Raw genomic sequence first — 16,747 nt, 5'->3', positions numbered from 1 at the left:
CTCCTCTTGCTTTAGAAATAGCACGTCCTTACTGTAAACATGCAATATTTATTGCCAGTGGGGGTATTCGAAATGGATTAGATATACTAAAGTCTGTCGTTTTAGGAGCTTCTCTCGGAGGGCTTGCTGCACCTTTTCTGAAACCAGCCATGGATTCGGCAGATGCTGTCATCGCTGTTATAGAATCTCTTCGAAAGGAATTTGTAACATCCATGTTTTTGCTTGGCACAAGAAACGTCAAAGAACTTTATTTAAATACAACTCTTTTATGGCACGTATAATCAGATTGTTTTATTCATGACACTTGGTATTGAAGATATTTGCTTTTACACGACTGATCATTATCTTGATTTATCAGTTATAGCATCGGAATATTCCATCGATTGCAGAAAATTCTATGTTGGCATTGGACAAGAAAAGATGAGCTTGCGAGTGCCTGATGAAGATATCGTGACAATGGCTGCAGCCGCAGCCCTCCCCATCCTTGAAAAGCAGGATAAAAACTCCATAGGCGCACTATTTTTTGCTACCGAAAGTGGTATTGATCAATCAAAATCAGCAGGAATATGGCTTCATAAACTTTTGGGACTCAATCCTTCTTGTCGTATCATTGAACTAAAACAAGCATGCTATAGTGCTACTTGTGCATTACATATGGCTTGTGCACTCGTAGCACAAATGCCACAACGTAAAATACTAATTATTGCATCTGATATAGCACGCTATGACATTGGATCATCCGGAGAACCTACCCAAGGTTGTGGCGCTGTTGCAATGCTAATCTCTTCAAACGCTTCTATTCTCAAAATTGAAAAAACCACAGGTCTCTATACCGAAGACGTAATGGATTTCTGGCGTCCTAATTATCGCACGACATCCTTAGTAGATGGGAAATATTCCACTAAAATCTATTTAAAATCCTTAAAAGCTGCATGGCAAGATTACCAAAAGCAAAATGGTCATGATTTCTGTTGTTTTGAATATTTTTGCTATCATCAACCTTTTACACGTATGGCAGAAAAAGCGCATATTCATCTTTCTAAAAGCGTTGGAAGAGATCCCTCTGATTCCGAAATTGAGAAATCCATTGGGAAAACGACGATCTATAATCGTTTAATTGGAAACAGCTATACGGCATCTTTATATATCGCTTTTTTGTCTTTGCTAGATCATAGCTCTGAAAATATTGCTGGAAAACGTGTGGGATTTTTTAGCTATGGTTCTGGCTGTATGGCAGAATTCTTTTCAGGAATTATCCAAGAGGATTATCCGAAAAAATCGCACAAAGAATCTCATTATAACATGATCAATTCTCGTGTTCCGGTTACTTACGAAGTATACCGTAATTTACATCATGATGTTCTGCCTTCTGATGATGGTAATCTTGATATTGCTCATACAACAACTGGCCCCTTTCGCTTAGCCGGGATTAGGAACCATAAACGCATTTATGAAAAAACCAGCTCTGCAAAATTGAAAGATCATGGGCATTGCAATAACTCTTGATATGCTCATACAATAACCGATCCCTTTCGCTTAGCTGGGATTAGGAACCATAAACGCATTGATGAAAAAACCAGATCTGAAAAATTTAAAGATCACGGGCATTGCACCTGCGAAAGTTATTTTAAGCGGTGAATACTCTGTATTATATGGAGCATCGGCACTCGCTACGGCAATTTCTCTTCATATAAAAGCATCTTTGGAGAAACTTGAAGCACCAATTATACGAGTACTGGGGAAAAAAATAACCCAATATTCTTTAGAGGAATGTCGTGCCATAGCTCAAAAAAATGATCGCAAATATGACCAATTTTTAGCAGGTCATATTCCGATAAAATCAGTTTTAAATCATTCAGATGATTTATTGCTTTCTATCCTGAATCGTCGTCTAGATCACTCTGGAAAACAAGGATTTGCCATCGATATCCGTTCTTCTATCCCTATTGGAAGTGGTTTTGGCTCTTCCTCGGCAGTTATTTCAGTATTATCCCTTATTGCTGCTTATATGACAGGCAATCCCTTCAAAAGCAATAAAGAGCTCATCGCCGAAACACGTTATATGGAACGTCTACAACACGGAAAAGCTGGTATTATCGATTCTACAACCATTGTAGAAGGTGGTATAGTGCATATTAATTATCATATGACAGTCAAAAAACAGGAAGATCTTATGAGCGAATGGTGGGCTGTTGATACAGGAAAACCTGAAAAATCTACTGGAGAATGCGTTTCTTTTGTCAATAAATATTTTGCAAAAAGCAGTATTTGGAGTGAGTTTAATGCCATCACAAATAATATGGCAAAAAGTATTCAAAACAACGATGCAGATAGCATTTGCAATACCATCCGCCTGAACCATTCTTTCTTAAAATCCATTGGCGTCGTCCCTGAGCCGATATGTCAATTTATCTGCTCTATTGAAGCAAAAGGTGGCGCTGCCAAAATCTCTGGCGCTGGCAATATTAAAGGAAATAAAGCGGGTCTTGTTCTGGTTTATAATTATGATCCACGAGAGTTGTCCTCCCTTTATAAATATCCTTGCTATAAAATAAAATGCGAACAAAATGGTACAATGCTTGCGTGAAATTCGTGTTAAAGAACCAAGTGGCTTGGGTTATCATGGGTCAATATAGCTATGCTAAACAAAGACAGATTACTCTTGCTTGCAAGATCTCTAAGAGATCTACGCCTTTATATAGATAGACACAGACAACGGACAGACAGAGATCTATCTTTACTTGCCAAGGTATCTCGGCGAGAGAGGGCTTCACACACAGACAGCTAGATCTTGCTCTTGCCAAGTTTCTCGAGGGTATATGCTCTATACGAATAATAGATAGCCAAATCTTGCTTGCAAGATCTCTAAGGCTGTGACAATAATAAAGGAAATAAAGCGGGTTTTGTTCTTAGTTATGATTATGATCCACGAGAGTTGTCCTCCCTTTATAAATATCCTTGCTATAAAATAAAGGGCGAACAAAATGGCACAATGCTTGCGTGAAATTCGTGTTAAAGCACCCGGCAGTCTGGTTATCATGGGCGAACATGGCGTGCTACATGGACAGCCAGCTCTTGCGTGCTCTTTAGATAAAGGAATTTCTCTTTCCTTGAAATTACGTGCAGATCGCCTAATCAATATTCATTCATCACTAGATATTTATCATGGCAGTATTGATAAACTAGTATCACATCCATCATTCACTTTTATAATAACAGCGATCGATCATCTGAAGCCACCTTGCGGTTTTGACTTGGAAGTAACTTCCAATCTTGATCATACAGTAGGTCTTGGATCTTCTTCTGCAATCACAATAGCTATTACAGCAGCTCTCCTTGCTCTCACCCTTAAAGACAAGCCTAACAGAGAAGAAATCCTCAAACAATCGCATGAGATTGTCCTTAAAGTACAGGGAAAAGCTTCTGGTCTAGATCTTGCTGCTTCCCTCTATGGAGGATTAATTTCTTATCGCATGCAAGGATATAGTGTAGAACAACTTCCGAATCTTTTACCCATTCATCTTGTCTATTCAGGATATAAAACACCAACTCCCAAGGTTTTAGAAAAGATATCCCGTATGGAAATCGAATATTCTTCAACACGCATGATTCATCCTGGACTTTATGTTCTTATGGGGAAATTAAGCCAGATATCTGCTCAAGCCATTCGTGATGGAAAACTACAAGAGTTAGCCAAAGCCATGAATATGCAACAGGGATTGCTTGAAACACTCGGCGTTTCTGATGAAACGCTTTCTGATATCGTTTGGAAACTTCGCAAACAATCTCATATTATGGCAGCAAAAATTTCCGGATCAGGATTAGGTGATTGCATTGTTGCCCTTGGCGTAATAGATTCAGATATTCCGCCGTATAGGTCAATAGATTGTAGAATGTGTTCGAAAGGAATACAGCTTGTCCTCATTGGTTCATAATATCTTACGTCTTTATATTGACGAATTTACTCCTAATATTCGCGAAAAAGGAAGTGCTTTTGCAGCAAGCAATATTGCGCTCTGTAAATATTGGGGGAAGAGAGATCAAAAACTCAATCTCCCTATCAATAATTCTCTCTCTCTGAGTCTTGGAGGAATGGGAAGTTTTACGTCTGTAACACCCATCAGCACGGATATGGATGTCGTCATTTACAATGGCAATGAAATATCCCCTCAAAATATGTTTTTTAAAAAAACCATCGAATTTTGTGATCTTTTTCGTCAATTTGGTGAAACGCGATTTTTAATAGAAACTTCCAATAATATTCCCACTAAAGCAGGACTAGCTTCCTCTGCTTCAGGATTTGCGGCATTAACTTTGGCTTTATTTCGGCTCTATTCTATTCCAGAAAGGAGTGAATCACTATCACGCGTTGCACGTCTTGGATCAGGGAGTGCTTGTCGCTCTTTTCATCAGGGATTTTGCGAGTGGATATGCGGGAAAGAAAAGGATGGGACAGATAGTTTAGGGATACCATTTAAACATGATTGGACAAATTTACGCATTGGATTTTTGAAGCTTATATGCACGGAAAAAAAAGTGGGATCGCGTGAAGCGATGGAAAGTAGCAGTCAAACCTCTCCTTTTTTTAAACAATGGACGAAACAGGCTACTTATGATCTTGTGCATATCAAGAAAGCAATTATTGAGAAAGATTTTATCAAACTTGGAGAATTTTCCGAAAACAATGCCCTAAAAATGCATGCTACCATGATAAGCTCCTATCCAACCTTGTTGTATTGGCAGGAAGAAACTCTCACGAATATGAAAAATATATGGAAAGCACGAGAAAAATCCATACCGGTTTATTTTACTCTGGATGCCGGACCCAATCTCAAACTCTTATTCACACAAGAAACCGAAGAGATTATAAAAAAAACCTTTCCAGATATAACGATTATCAATCCTTTCAATAAACCTTGAAATATTGAGAAATATTTCCAAAAACAAGGATTAACCTCATAAGATTCGTCGGATTTATCCTCGTATTCGACTCGTTTCTCCTTATAGTCGGAAGACAATTGCTAGAATCTAACGTGCGCCATCCCATCTAGTATTCGATTTCCGCTTTCCAGAATTCGGTACCTCATTCTTCTGGCATTTTGCATCGCGTCTCATCGATAAACCTAATTCCATTAAAACCATAGTTCTTTTGCTGTAAATTGTACTTCAATCCATTAGTTGTTCTGCGATGGAAATTATATTTTCTACTCCTCGGCAACTGTTCAGAGTATAGAGATTTCCTTTAAAAAAAATAAAATCTTCAATATCCGATACGCAGTATCTCCAATAGCCGATATGCAGTATTCACCAGAGAATAGTACAGCAGGAAGATATTCTAAAAACCAGGAACAGGCACTTCAAAACGTCTTACCTTCCCCCTGCTCTTCTGATATCTCTATGCCCTCACGAACATCAGATCCTGCATATCCATAACCAATAGTCAAAACCCTAGCAGGACATCAATATACTGTTATATTCAGTCCCTCAAAACTTTTTATCAATTTAAAAATCAATTGTAGACTAATAAAAAATTCAATTTCTAATTATTAGACATTTAGTCTCTAATGTTTTTCAATATGGCACAATATATTTCATTAATTGATTAAAAAGAAACTCCTTATTATGATATCAAAAAAAAATGCCTTAACTTCTGTACTATTATCATCAACTGTATTGTTAAATGATTGCGATTGGTTGGTCTCTGAACCTCGTATCCCTACTGTGGAAAGAGCTCAAATACCAGCAACAGACACCTCTTCTAGCATAAATACAGAAGAATAAAAAATACCTGCAGTGCCTGAGGAAAAACCTATTTCTCCTCTTATTGTAGATATGGCTGTACGTTTAATCAGTAATCGTCCAGCAGATGATCTCATATATGAACTGTCACATCAGCCTCTGGATACTCTTAAGAAACTTCAAAAAGATTTAATGAATACTTATGCTGATCAAAAATTTCAGGATGCATATGGCGCACACATGAAAGACAAGCAAAAAAATACAACAGCTATGGAAGCTCTGAATTATAGTACAGCAGTCAATGCAGCATTAGAAAATGTAAAAATAGCGATAAAAAATCAAGAACTATCAAAATAAAACATCATCACGCATGATCTCTACTGTCGTCATAACCAGCTTACTAGCGGATAAAAACAATATCATTATGAGAGGACGTATCAGGTCATTCAAGCCATCAATCCACTTGATCTCGCTTTTAATCCTTTGGAATTTCAACTTTTTTCATCTTATGGATATGACTGTTTTGGCGTTTTCAATCTCTATTAGAATAGAGCTGTTAATCTAAGCTCATTCAAGTCGCATTCGGTCAAATTCAATGGATCTCTTCTAAATGAGATGTTCAAAAATCCTGTATTCTACAAAGACTCGATCATGAGGCTAAACGCTTTTTCAATAATTGTATGATTTGCGTCTGGCAAGTGAGTTTCCACTCCAAGAATCTGACGACAACTCCGTGCACTAGAAAAACCATGAAATAAACCAATCATATGACGGGAAACCTGCCCTAATTTTCCTCCTGCCGCGATATGCTGAGCCGCATAAGAACTCATAGAATCACTTATCTTTCTCCAAAAATCCTTATCTAAAACTTTTGAGGAAGTGGAAAGTTTTCCTGTTAAGGGATTCATAAAGTATTCATCGACAGAAGTGAGTATTTTACTGTTCTGATATGCAGGACGACCTAACATCACGCCATCTACATGGGGCAATACCTCCAAGACTTGTTGCATATTTTGAAGACCACCATTTAAACCAATAAAAAGATCTGGATTCTCTTTTTTGATAGCATAAACAATCTCATAATTCAGTTCTGGGATCGTACGATTTTCACCCGTCGACAAGCCTTTTAAAAAAGCCTTACGAGCATGAATCCACGCTGCTTTTGCGCCAGATTCTTTAATAGATTTTATTAAACTTCGTAACGCGATTTCAGGAATCTGGTCATCTACTCCTATACGACACTTAACCGTTACAGGAATAGAAACAGCAGAACACATCGCTTCAATGCACTTTCCGACCAAATCCGGTGTTAACATAAGACATGCACCAAAACATCCTGACTGCACCCGATGAGATGGACAGCCAACATTGAGATTGATTTCGTTGTATCCGAAATCTTCTCCAATCTTTGCCGCTTCGACTAATTTAGCAATATCTGCACCACCAATCTGCAAAGCAACCGGTTTTTCCTGAGGACTAAAGCCTAAGAGTTTCTGTCTATTCCCATGCAAAATAGCATCAGCAACAATCATCTCTGTATATAATAAGCCATTATTTGTTAAAAGTCTGGCAAAAAAACGATAATGCCGATCAGTCCAATCAACCATCGGAGCAACAGCAAAAACTTTATGCGATAAATGAGAAACATTTTTCTTCTGATCTAACTTCTCCGCTAATGCATATGCCAACATCTTTTATTCATTCCTTGGTTTTTTATATAAGAATGGCTTAATTATCATATTTATCTTTTACTATGAAAAAAAATAATACCCTAAAAAAACGACTTAACCGCTCCACAACCCTGAATCAGACATCGTGGATTTGATGGCACCTTTGGGATTATAGTCCGTATTTTTTAACACCTTTTTTTCACAATACCATCTGTATATCAAAAGCCTAAAATAAAAGAAATTATATCTTGAATGATGGGGCTAAGAACAGCCTTTAATATGATCTATAGACTGTTTATCTCAGTCCCTCAAAAATTTTAATCAATTTAAAAATTAGTTGCAAACTAATAAAAATTCAATTTAAAATTATTAGACATTATCTATATCATTTCGTATCAGTATGATACATATGTATTTTTATTAAATTATCAAACAAAACATATATTATATGACATTAAAAAAATCAGCATTAGCTTTTATACTGTTGTCGTCATCTGTGATGTTAAATGGGTGTGATTTCTTCAATCCTGAACGGCATAGAACTACGAAAATAGATCTGATCTCCATTGTAAAACAAATACAATCATCAACAGCAAAGAATCCTCTTGATAAAAGCACAGAACAACCACTGCCAATGCAAGAATTTAATCATGAGAATCAGAATGGGCATAGGATAAAAAGGAGTATTTTTCATTATACGTTTTATCCTCAACCTCCTGAGAATGACTCCCCCTTAAGTCCCTCTGATTTCCTAGAGCTAACCGATCAGCAACAAAAAGATGTAATGGCAAATATAACTCCTGTTCAGTATGCAGACCTCTATCTTCCGATATTCTTTGAATATTGTGATCTTTATACAGAATACAACCGAGAAGCCACAGCTGCTATAGTTCAAAGCGCTAATACCGGAAATGAAATAATTATAACAGATAAATACAAGAATGTTGCATTCAAAGCAATAAAGGCGCAAATCGCACATTTCAACATGGTTGATGCACGAGAGCATGTCCTGGGACAATAGAGCCTCACATCGCATATTGAAACATGGTCGGCTCACAAAAGCATGTCCTGAGAGGGAGGTATTTAACCAGAAAAAGTCAATAGAGTTGGAACCAAATTAAAACCAGGTAGAAACCACATGTTTCAGAATCGTAAGACACTACCTCGTATTACGGGCGTACCGTGAAACAAAAAGGACACTGTACGCTTAGGAAGCTTTGAAGTATCTTGGATGATATACTGTATAATACTCATTTTAAAACAATGATTTAATCGCCCCGAACCCTGAATCAGACATCGTGGATTTGATAGCACCTTTGGGATTATAGTCCGTATTTTTTAACACCTTTTTTTCACAATACCATCTGTATATCAAAAGCCTAAAATAAAAGAAATTATATCTTGAATGATGGGGCTAAGAACAGCCTTTAATATGATCTATAGACTGTTTATCTCAGTCCCTCAAAAATTTTAATCAATTTAAAAATTAGTTGCAAACTAATAAAAATTCAATTTAAAATTATTAGACATTATCTATATCATTTCGTATCAGTATGATACATATGTATTTTTATTAAATTATCAAACAAAACATATATTATATGACATTAAAAAAATCAGCATTAGCTTTTATACTGTTGTCGTCATCTGTGATGTTAAATGGGTGTGATTTCTTCAATCCTGAACGGCATAGAACTACGAAAATAGATCTGATCTCCATTGTAAAACAAATACAATCATCAACAGCAAAGAATCCTCTTGATAAAAGCACAGAACAACCACTGCTACCAGAAAAAAACATCCCTTCTAGCGGAAGCACAGAACAACCACAGCCACCAGAAAAAAACATCCCTGCTAGCGGAGGCACAGAACAACCACAGCCACCAGAAAAAAACATCCCTGCTAGCGGAAGCACAGAACAACCACAGACAATATCAGAATTTTATCATCAGGATTTTCATAGGATACAAGAAAATGATATGACTTTTGAGCATGCGTTTAATCGTGAACCTCAATCTATTGAGGATTATTCTCCTAATAATCCCTTGAATCCTAATGTGTTCTTAAATCTAACCGATCAGCAACAAAAAGATGCATTGCAAAATATAACGTTTGAGAATTATAGAAAACTCCTTCCTCTATTGCTCTATGGATATCGTGATTCTTATCAAGAATTCAACAAGATAAACAAAGATCGTAGCACTAACAACAATCCAACTCTAATCAATCAGCTCATAGAATCTCAAGAAAAAACCAATAAGGCGGAAAGGGCATATTACAACCTCATCAAGACACGAGATCCAAAGTACACCTGGCAAATCTCAATCAAAAAGGTCTTACCTTAATCATCAAATATGAAACTCTAATAGGGGGAAAATCATAAGTTCTGGAGGCAGAATAAAAGAGACGGAAATCGCATTTTAAACATGGTCGATGCACGAAAGCATATCCTGAGAGGGAGTTTTTAATCAGAAAAAGTCAATAGAGGTGGAGCAAAATTAAAACCAGGTAGAAACCGCATGTTTTAGAATCCTCAAGGCACCACCTCGTATCACGAGCGTATAGTAAAACAAGCCGAACATCGAATACTAAACTTAGAAAGTTTTGACGCATCTTGGATGATAAAGTAGAATAGTCATTTTAAAATAATGATTTAATCGTCCTGAACCCAGAATCGGAGATTGTGGTTTTTCCACACCTTTTGGATTATACTCCGTATCTTTTAACACCTCTTCTGAATAATCCTATTTGTATACCAAAATCCTCAAATAAAAGGAATGGTTTTTTGAGTGAATGGGCTCAGTAAAAAGCCATCGAGTTATAATCGATAGACTGTCAATATCAGTCCCTCAAAACTTTTGATCAATTTAATATTGAATTGTATAATTATGAAGCATACAATTTATAATTGCCAGCAACCTTCACTCTATTATATTTTAGATTGGTAAAATATATTTTTATTAATTTATTAGAACCAAAGAAGTCATTCATAATATCAAAAAAATTGCATTAACTTTCGTACTATTATTCATCAACTATCTTTTAAAATAGTTGTAATTGGTTAGCCTTTGAACCTCTTAATACCTGCGGGAGATATATCAAACAACAGAGGAATAACAGAATCCTACTGTGGACTGAAGGAAGAATATAATTTCTGCTGTGATTTCGGATACTCTTCTAAGCCCAAGCCTATCAAAAGATGAGATAACCCCTAAACTGTTTTCAAAGCGGTCTTTGAATGTTCTTAGGAAGCTTGAACCTGAATTTAATTCTGAAGCAATTGCTACTCGTAAAAAAATTATTATGATTCACAAAAAGAGTATAAAGATTATTTTATTGAACAAAGGAAATCCAAGGTAGAGCCTGAAGATGTCATGTATCAAAAAATTTTAGAAGCTGGGAGGGTTATTAGCCAATCCGTTTATATATAAAATGCACTAAAGTTAGCGATATACTTCAAAGAAATCGACGAAAAATATAGAAAAACACTAAAAATATGGATACAAAAGCAAAATCTATAGACGCTATGCTTTTTCTTATAACAATAATGACTATAGAAGGAAAAATATAAACAGCGATAGAAATCAAAACAATCAAGGGATCTTCGACACATAGCATTCTTCTTTTGATCCTCATTTTTCTATCGCAAAACCAATAAGCCAACGATGGAAGACACAAGTTCCTGTTAAAAATCGCCCAAAAAAAGGCTAAACACGCAATAGAGACCCTCTGTGGCATGATCTCTACTAGCTATCAAGGTTAATTTGGCTATGGGATAAAACAAAAGAACTCACTGAATAGTTCTCAAGGGATCTTATTAAAGAATTCAAGCATCTATCCACAAACATCCCCTACATCTTTTTTAATGCCCTAATGCTCTGATCTTTGGTAGCCTCTACAAGAGCCAATGTATCAGCGTTGATAGTATTTCTTTCAACCTTGGTATTACTTTCTAACTTAGAAAGCCCAATACGCTGACGATCTCAGCTTCTATAATTCCAGATCATGTTTGTTGTTTTCTTTTTTCTGAAATACTCAATGACTGACTGAGTGCAACGGAAAGCAACCCGCCCGTGATAAACGAACCTATCATTTTCTGAGCCAATTCTTAAGATTATACATAAAGTAGCCAATAGCTGACACAGCACCTGCAAGCATTCCAGTGTTTTTAATGAATACTCCCAAGCCTTTCAAAGTGTTGAAGAAGCCTAAAATCTCATCCATAGTTACGTTGCCGTGATCCGTTAGTAATTTATTGAGTTTCTTATATTAGCCCGCTTGGGATATCCTTGATGAACATCCAGCATCGCCTTCCTAGATTGCTCATGGGAATGATGCTATGAGGGAGTTTGAAGTTGGCTATGGTATGATAATCAGCACCTAGTTCCTGTGCCATAACAATCTCGTGAATGAAATCGTCAATAGTCTTGTGATCAAGCCATCAAACGGTTAAAATCTTCCCGAATTCGTTTTCATGGCTTGCATGAACCTATAAGAAGTATAGAAATCTTTCTTGGCTATTGAATCGACAGATATAGAGAAGGATTCAAACAGCAGCGTTATCATACAAAGAATATTAATTTTTGAGCATTCCTTAATTTTTTGTGTCAGAATGGCTTATTAATACTTCTTTTGTCCACGAAAACCTGCTATAAAACGGTGCTTATTGCTATTAGTATGAAATTTAATAAACTTAGCATTCTTCCTTTGATTGGTAGCTATGGTTTTTCGTATGTGTTTTCATGGGTAGAATAGCCGTATAGATTACAGAAAGTGTTCTTTTAAGCGACGCTGTTATCACACAAGGGGGCGTTCATCTTTTCTATCTGAGATGAGTAAGATTGACAAGAAATACGGTTATTATTTAGCTCAGCGTTATTGCAGGATTCAGTTTTGGTTGCATTTACGATAATGTTATTTGATTTGTAAAAGCAAGATTTCGCAGGATTCGATCAGGTATCCAAAATCGACGATTTAGGGAGGATTGAGTGGATTTTATCACTGCTATCTTGACTTTTTTCTATGGACAGATACTCGCCAAACCTTCTTTTATGCTTGGGATGATCGTCTTATTGGGGAATATCCTTCTCAAAAAGGGAATGGAATTAACAATTCCGTCTACCATTAGAACCATCGTTGGCTTTCTCCTCCTCAAAATAGGTGCTGGAATTTTAGTGGATACTTCCAGAAATATTATCACCAAGCTTTCAGATTTCCATCAAATTAATGGATCTATCATTGATCCATACGTATCAATGATCTCTTCCATGTCTCTGCTGAAAGACAATTACAGCTGGGTAGGTTATACTGTTCTTATAGGATTTTTACTCAATCTTTTGATCGTTGCTTTGCGCCGGATAACTGGTATCCGCACTATTGTTCTCAATGGAGAAGTGATGTTCCAGCAAGCCGGGCTCACTGTAACCTTCTTTCACCTATCCTTAAACACAGACGCATGGCTAACTATAGCATACTCGTCCTGCTTAATATCTCTATACTGGGGCATAACATCTAATATATTGTATAAACCGACACAGGAAATAACCCAAAACGCCGGTTTTTCTATTGGGCATCAACAACAGTTCGCTTCTTGGATTGCTTGTAAAATAGCACCATATTTTGGGGACAAATCAGAAAACATTAATTCTATTAAACTCCCCCATTGGCTCACTATATTTAACGATTATATTGTCGCTACCGGAATTATCATGACCATATTTTGGGGAATCGCGTTGTTATCTTTAGGAATTCCTGCTGTTCAAGAAATGGCTGGAAAAACACATTGGTCTCTCTATATTTTGGAAACGGGAATGTTTTTCGCCATAGGAGTAAGTATTATTGTGCTAGGTGTTCAGATGTTCGTAAAGGAAATTTCCATCGCATTTCAAGGAATTTCTCAACATCTTATTCCTGGAGCGGTTCTTGCTATTGATTGTTCGGCAATGTACGGATGGGCTCCTAATGCGATAATTTGGGGTTTTCTTTGGGGAGCTCTCGGGCAAATATTTACAATTATCGTTATGTTGCTTTTTCGATATCCTATTTTAGTCGTTCCTGGATTTATTCCAATGTTTTTTTCAAATGCCACAATAGGGATATTTGCAAACCATTATGGCGGATGGCGTGCCGCATCAAAAATTTGCTTTGTCATGGGAATTATCGAAATTCTTGGAAGTCTTTGGGCTATGAAAATTACAGAAATGGATAGCTGGATGGGAATGGCAGATTGGGCTCTTGTAGCTCCATTTATTATGCAAGGATTTAAATTAAGCCATTTTTTCATTATCCCAATCTTGATATTTGCCGCTATTTATATGTTTTATGCTGGTCGTCAACTTCGTCTTTCAGAAGACCAGTCAAAAGATTCACAACACTAAACGAAACCGCCATCCTCTCAATATCATATTTTCTAAAGAATAAACTTCTAGTGGCTGTGATTGTTCTGTGCTTCCGCTAGAATGATCTGAGCCCATTAAAGAAATGCCTTTCAAAGGGAAATCTTTCTTTAGGATTTGCTCAAGCCTTGATTTTAACTTCTTATCTTTTATCTCTATCTAAAAATTATCATGTCTCAAAAAATTTCAGAACATGATACGAAGGAATTGGTAAGAAAATCGGAGAATAGAGAAAAACAGAGGAAACTCTTTTAAATCTGATGCCTGTAAAATTTCTGATTTAAGGATATTGAAACACGGCTTATCTGACAGGATTTGGTTTGAAAGTTTCTCATGAATATAAAGATAACAAAGATTGAGTGCGTATTAAATGTAAAAACGATCACACAGTGGGACACAATATGTTCTCTTTCTTAGAAAGAGTTTTAGATTGATTGGATCTATTGTTGTGTGTTTTTCTATAGGAAGGAAAAAATAGAATCCGTTTTAGTCGCCATTTACATCTGTCTCGGAAAGACAAACTAAATAAATATAAGGAATTGTTTTTACTTAATATTTTTTATTATTGCGTCTTGCCTTGTTGAAGGTAGGACATGCATTTAAGACCTCTTTATTATATACACGTAAAGTTAAACTCTAAAAAAACAACCTATAAAACCTCTAAAATGATCGAAAAAACTCTTAAAAAGGTAAGACCAGACGTTTCGCAGCATATTGAAAAAACAGACTCTATATTGAGCCCTTACTTGACTTAAGGAATTGTTTTTGCTTGAAATAACAGGTTTTAGAAAAGACCATGATGCTGACATTATTAATACCAAACTTTAAAACCTCCTTACCTTTAAGCCGTCTAACACACCAGCAAAAACATATTAGTTTGATTGCATCTCACTTTTTTTGAATAAATATCTTGTATCTGCATTTTTTTGGGGGCTATTTGTACAATGCATAAGATCCTTGTCATAGAGAAAAGAACAAGTACTTTATTGCATGAGGCGTTCTTTTGAATTCGAAAGCCGTCCTATTACCCAATGCTTGCTATGCCATTCACCGCTATAACAGAAGAATTTTCGCTTTCAATTTTATCTTTTTCCGAGGACAACCTTCTAGAAGGTCTTTCGGAAAGAGATTTCAACTGACCACATGCTGCAAAGATATCGCGCCCGCGCGGTTTCCTGATTGGGGAAGAATAACCTGCCCTCTTGATACAGTCAGCAAAATTCTCAATAGTCTTCCAATCGGAACAGAGATAATCAGAACCTGGCCAAGGATTAAAAGGAATAAGATTTATTTTTGCCGGAATATTCTTGAGAAGTCTAACCAACTCAATAGCATCTTTGGGACTATCATTGATTCCCTTGAGCATAACATATTCAAACGTAATACGTCTCGTGTTAGAAAGCCCTGGATAATGACGACATTCTTTCATCAAATCTTTGAGAGGATATTTTCTGTTAATAGGCACAAGAACATTTCGCAGCTCATCGTTCACTGCATGCAAAGAAACCGCCAACATCACTCCTATTTCTTCTCCAGCTCGTGACATATTAGGCACAAAACCAGAAGTAGAAAGGGTAATGCGACGTTTCGAAAAAGACAGCCCCATATCATCGCTAGCAATTAAAAGAGATTTTTTCACGTTATCAAAATTACAAAGAGGCTCTCCCATACCCATCATCACAATATTGGAAACTCTGCGACCCGTTAGTGGCACCACAAGCCCTGTAACTTCTGTACAACCAGGAAAGTCTCCTAAACGACTCCGCGCCAGAAGAATCTGCAAGAGTATTTCTTCCGCCGTAAGATTGCGCACTAATCTCTGAGTGCCTGTATAGCAAAATGAGCAGGTAAGAGAGCAACCAACTTGGCTAGAAACGCATAGCGTACCTCTCTCTTTTTCTGGAATATAGACTGTTTCAATTTCTACAGGCTTACCAGAACATCCCGAAAAAAAACGCAATAACCACTTGCGCGTACCATCGCAAGAGATTTGCTCCTCAATGATTTCAGGGTATATAATATTGAAATTTTGATCTAGAATATGACGTATATCCTTAGAGATATTGGTCATAGCATTAAAATCACGAACACCCCGAATATAGATCCACTTCCAAATCTGAGATGCTCGCATTCTCACTTGTGACTTTGCAATACCAATCTTCTCCAGAGAATCTTGTAATTCTTCTCGTGCCAGCCCAACCAAAGATTCTTTTTTCGAAGACATCATCTCTCTATCCAAAAGTGAAAAACAAAACCATCAATCTCACTTATCAAAAGAGGGATTGCATGAGAAAAGCTCCCAACAATAGCAAAAGACCAAAAACATGAATCTAGCCAAATCTTTATAAAGCCTACTCACAATCTTTTGCTTCTTCCAAAGCACTTGAAAGCCCATTTAAAGAATATATGTGGCGGGTATCAGTGCCACGCCTTGATCTGGCAGATACTAATACTTCCCTACCCTTCATCATAGCGTTAACCAATACACCATCGTCATGCCGATTCTCAAATACCGCTCTATCATCTATAGATTTCATTTGAAATATTTTACCATCAGAATATCTGCCTATCACTTCAATAGAAGTCATAACCTTCTCATTTAAAGGATAGCCCATCACTATTTCTGGAACGTAGTCTTTTTTACCACGTTTCGGCGTAACGATGAAAAAATTAGTTCCATGATTGACTCCCTCAGAAGGATTCAAAGCTGTAGGAACAGAAAGAGCATAGCAATATGAGTTTTTCGTATCACTATATTTATATACATCCCATTTTCCGAATTGACCTCGCAAATAAATGGATTCTTCGGCATGGATAACCTGCATACTCATAACGATAAAAAACAGCAAGGCTTTCATCATAAAATCCAAAAACATCAATCACTCCCTCAAAAAAACCTGCACTGACCTTTATTTGCATTTGCAAAATAACACAAAGAGCTCT

At 36.7% G+C, this 16,747-nt stretch carries 13 protein-coding genes; 10 read left to right on the top strand and 3 right to left on the bottom strand.

From position 1 onward, the window contains the following. From H0G72_RS04490 to H0G72_RS04460, 7 genes are all read left to right on the top strand, one after another. The coding region (locus tag H0G72_RS04490) for an alpha-hydroxy-acid oxidizing protein (RefSeq protein ID WP_182017586.1) at positions 1-281 on the top strand (281 nt) is incomplete at its 5' end. Between the two features lie 16 nt (positions 282-297). Further along, entirely contained in the window at positions 298-1,506 is a 1,209-nt protein-coding gene (locus tag H0G72_RS04485; RefSeq protein ID WP_182017585.1) for a hydroxymethylglutaryl-CoA synthase, read from the top strand. Between the two features lie 61 nt (positions 1,507-1,567). Next, positions 1,568-2,587: a mevalonate kinase family protein gene (locus H0G72_RS04480; RefSeq protein WP_182017584.1), complete on the top strand. Its 1,020-nt coding sequence runs from the start codon at positions 1,568-1,570 to the stop codon at positions 2,585-2,587. A gap of 397 nt (positions 2,588-2,984) precedes the next feature. Then, positions 2,985-3,935, top strand: coding sequence for a mevalonate kinase family protein (locus H0G72_RS04475; protein WP_182017583.1), 951 nt, complete (start codon positions 2,985-2,987; stop codon positions 3,933-3,935). Further along, a complete protein-coding gene (gene mvaD, locus H0G72_RS04470) occupies positions 3,916-4,920 on the top strand; it encodes a diphosphomevalonate decarboxylase (protein WP_182017582.1) in 1,005 nt (334 codons plus the stop codon). Before H0G72_RS04475 ends, mvaD begins: the two co-directional genes overlap by 20 nt. Positions 4,921-5,622: 702 nt before the next feature. Then, positions 5,623-5,781, top strand: a complete 159-nt coding sequence (locus H0G72_RS04465) for a hypothetical protein (RefSeq protein WP_182017581.1) — start codon at positions 5,623-5,625, stop codon at positions 5,779-5,781. A 12-nt stretch (positions 5,782-5,793) separates the two neighbouring features. Next, positions 5,794-6,096 (top strand): hypothetical protein, encoded by a 303-nt coding sequence (locus H0G72_RS04460; RefSeq protein WP_182017580.1) that lies wholly within the window; start codon positions 5,794-5,796, stop codon positions 6,094-6,096. Between the two features lie 278 nt (positions 6,097-6,374). On the opposite strand, the gene dusA is transcribed toward H0G72_RS04460, so the two are convergent. Next, positions 6,375-7,430, bottom strand: coding sequence for a tRNA dihydrouridine(20/20a) synthase DusA (dusA, locus tag H0G72_RS04455; protein WP_182017579.1), 1,056 nt, complete (start codon positions 7,428-7,430; stop codon positions 6,375-6,377). Positions 7,431-7,857: 427 nt separating this feature from the next. Between dusA and H0G72_RS04450 the strand changes: the two genes are divergently transcribed. The 3 genes from H0G72_RS04450 to ulaA all read left to right on the top strand — a co-directional run bounded on the left by H0G72_RS04450 (position 7,858) and on the right by ulaA (position 13,786). Beyond that, positions 7,858-8,430, top strand: coding sequence for a hypothetical protein (locus H0G72_RS04450; RefSeq protein ID WP_182017578.1), 573 nt, complete (start codon positions 7,858-7,860; stop codon positions 8,428-8,430). Positions 8,431-9,010: 580 nt separating this feature from the next. Beyond that, on the top strand, positions 9,011-9,754 hold the full coding sequence (locus H0G72_RS04445) for a hypothetical protein (RefSeq protein ID WP_182017577.1): 744 nt from the start codon (positions 9,011-9,013) through the stop codon (positions 9,752-9,754). A 2,643-nt stretch (positions 9,755-12,397) separates the two neighbouring features. Next, the gene (gene ulaA, locus H0G72_RS04440; RefSeq protein ID WP_182017576.1) at positions 12,398-13,786 is read left to right on the top strand and encodes a PTS ascorbate transporter subunit IIC; all 1,389 of its coding nucleotides are present in this window, start codon (positions 12,398-12,400) and stop codon (positions 13,784-13,786) included. Between the two features lie 1,042 nt (positions 13,787-14,828). Here ulaA and rlmN read toward each other — a convergent pair. Together rlmN and H0G72_RS04430 are read right to left on the bottom strand one after the other, a co-directional pair. Further along, entirely contained in the window at positions 14,829-16,031 is a 1,203-nt protein-coding gene (gene rlmN, locus H0G72_RS04435; protein ID WP_182017575.1) for a dual-specificity RNA methyltransferase RlmN, read from the bottom strand. 124 nt (positions 16,032-16,155) lie between these two features. Beyond that, positions 16,156-16,680, bottom strand: a complete 525-nt coding sequence (locus tag H0G72_RS04430; protein WP_182017574.1) for a hypothetical protein — start codon at positions 16,678-16,680, stop codon at positions 16,156-16,158. Between the last annotated feature and the right edge of the window lie 67 nt (positions 16,681-16,747).

It is taken from the genome of Candidatus Liberibacter sp., assembly GCF_014048425.1.
GTDB lineage: Bacteria > Pseudomonadota > Alphaproteobacteria > Rhizobiales > Rhizobiaceae > Liberibacter.
Note: the sequence above shows the minus strand (reverse complement) of the source record. Positions and strands in the feature narration are given on the sequence as shown.

Bases quoted from the DNA above. Each gene is read 5' to 3' on its own strand.
- H0G72_RS04480 (WP_182017584.1), top strand. From the start codon at position 1,568: ATGAAAAAACCAGATCTGAAAAATTTAAAGATCACGGGCATTGCACCT.
- rlmN (WP_182017575.1), bottom strand. From the start codon at position 16,031: ATGATGTCTTCGAAAAAAGAATCTTTGGTTGGGCTGGCACGAGAAGAA.
- H0G72_RS04485 (WP_182017585.1), top strand. From the start codon at position 298: ATGACACTTGGTATTGAAGATATTTGCTTTTACACGACTGATCATTAT.
- dusA (WP_182017579.1), bottom strand. From the start codon at position 7,430: ATGTTGGCATATGCATTAGCGGAGAAGTTAGATCAGAAGAAAAATGTT.
- H0G72_RS04475 (WP_182017583.1), top strand. From the start codon at position 2,985: ATGGCACAATGCTTGCGTGAAATTCGTGTTAAAGCACCCGGCAGTCTG.
- H0G72_RS04465 (WP_182017581.1), top strand. From the start codon at position 5,623: ATGATATCAAAAAAAAATGCCTTAACTTCTGTACTATTATCATCAACT.
- H0G72_RS04445 (WP_182017577.1), top strand. From the start codon at position 9,011: ATGACATTAAAAAAATCAGCATTAGCTTTTATACTGTTGTCGTCATCT.
- H0G72_RS04430 (WP_182017574.1), bottom strand. From the start codon at position 16,680: ATGTTTTTGGATTTTATGATGAAAGCCTTGCTGTTTTTTATCGTTATG.
- H0G72_RS04450 (WP_182017578.1), top strand. From the start codon at position 7,858: ATGACATTAAAAAAATCAGCATTAGCTTTTATACTGTTGTCGTCATCT.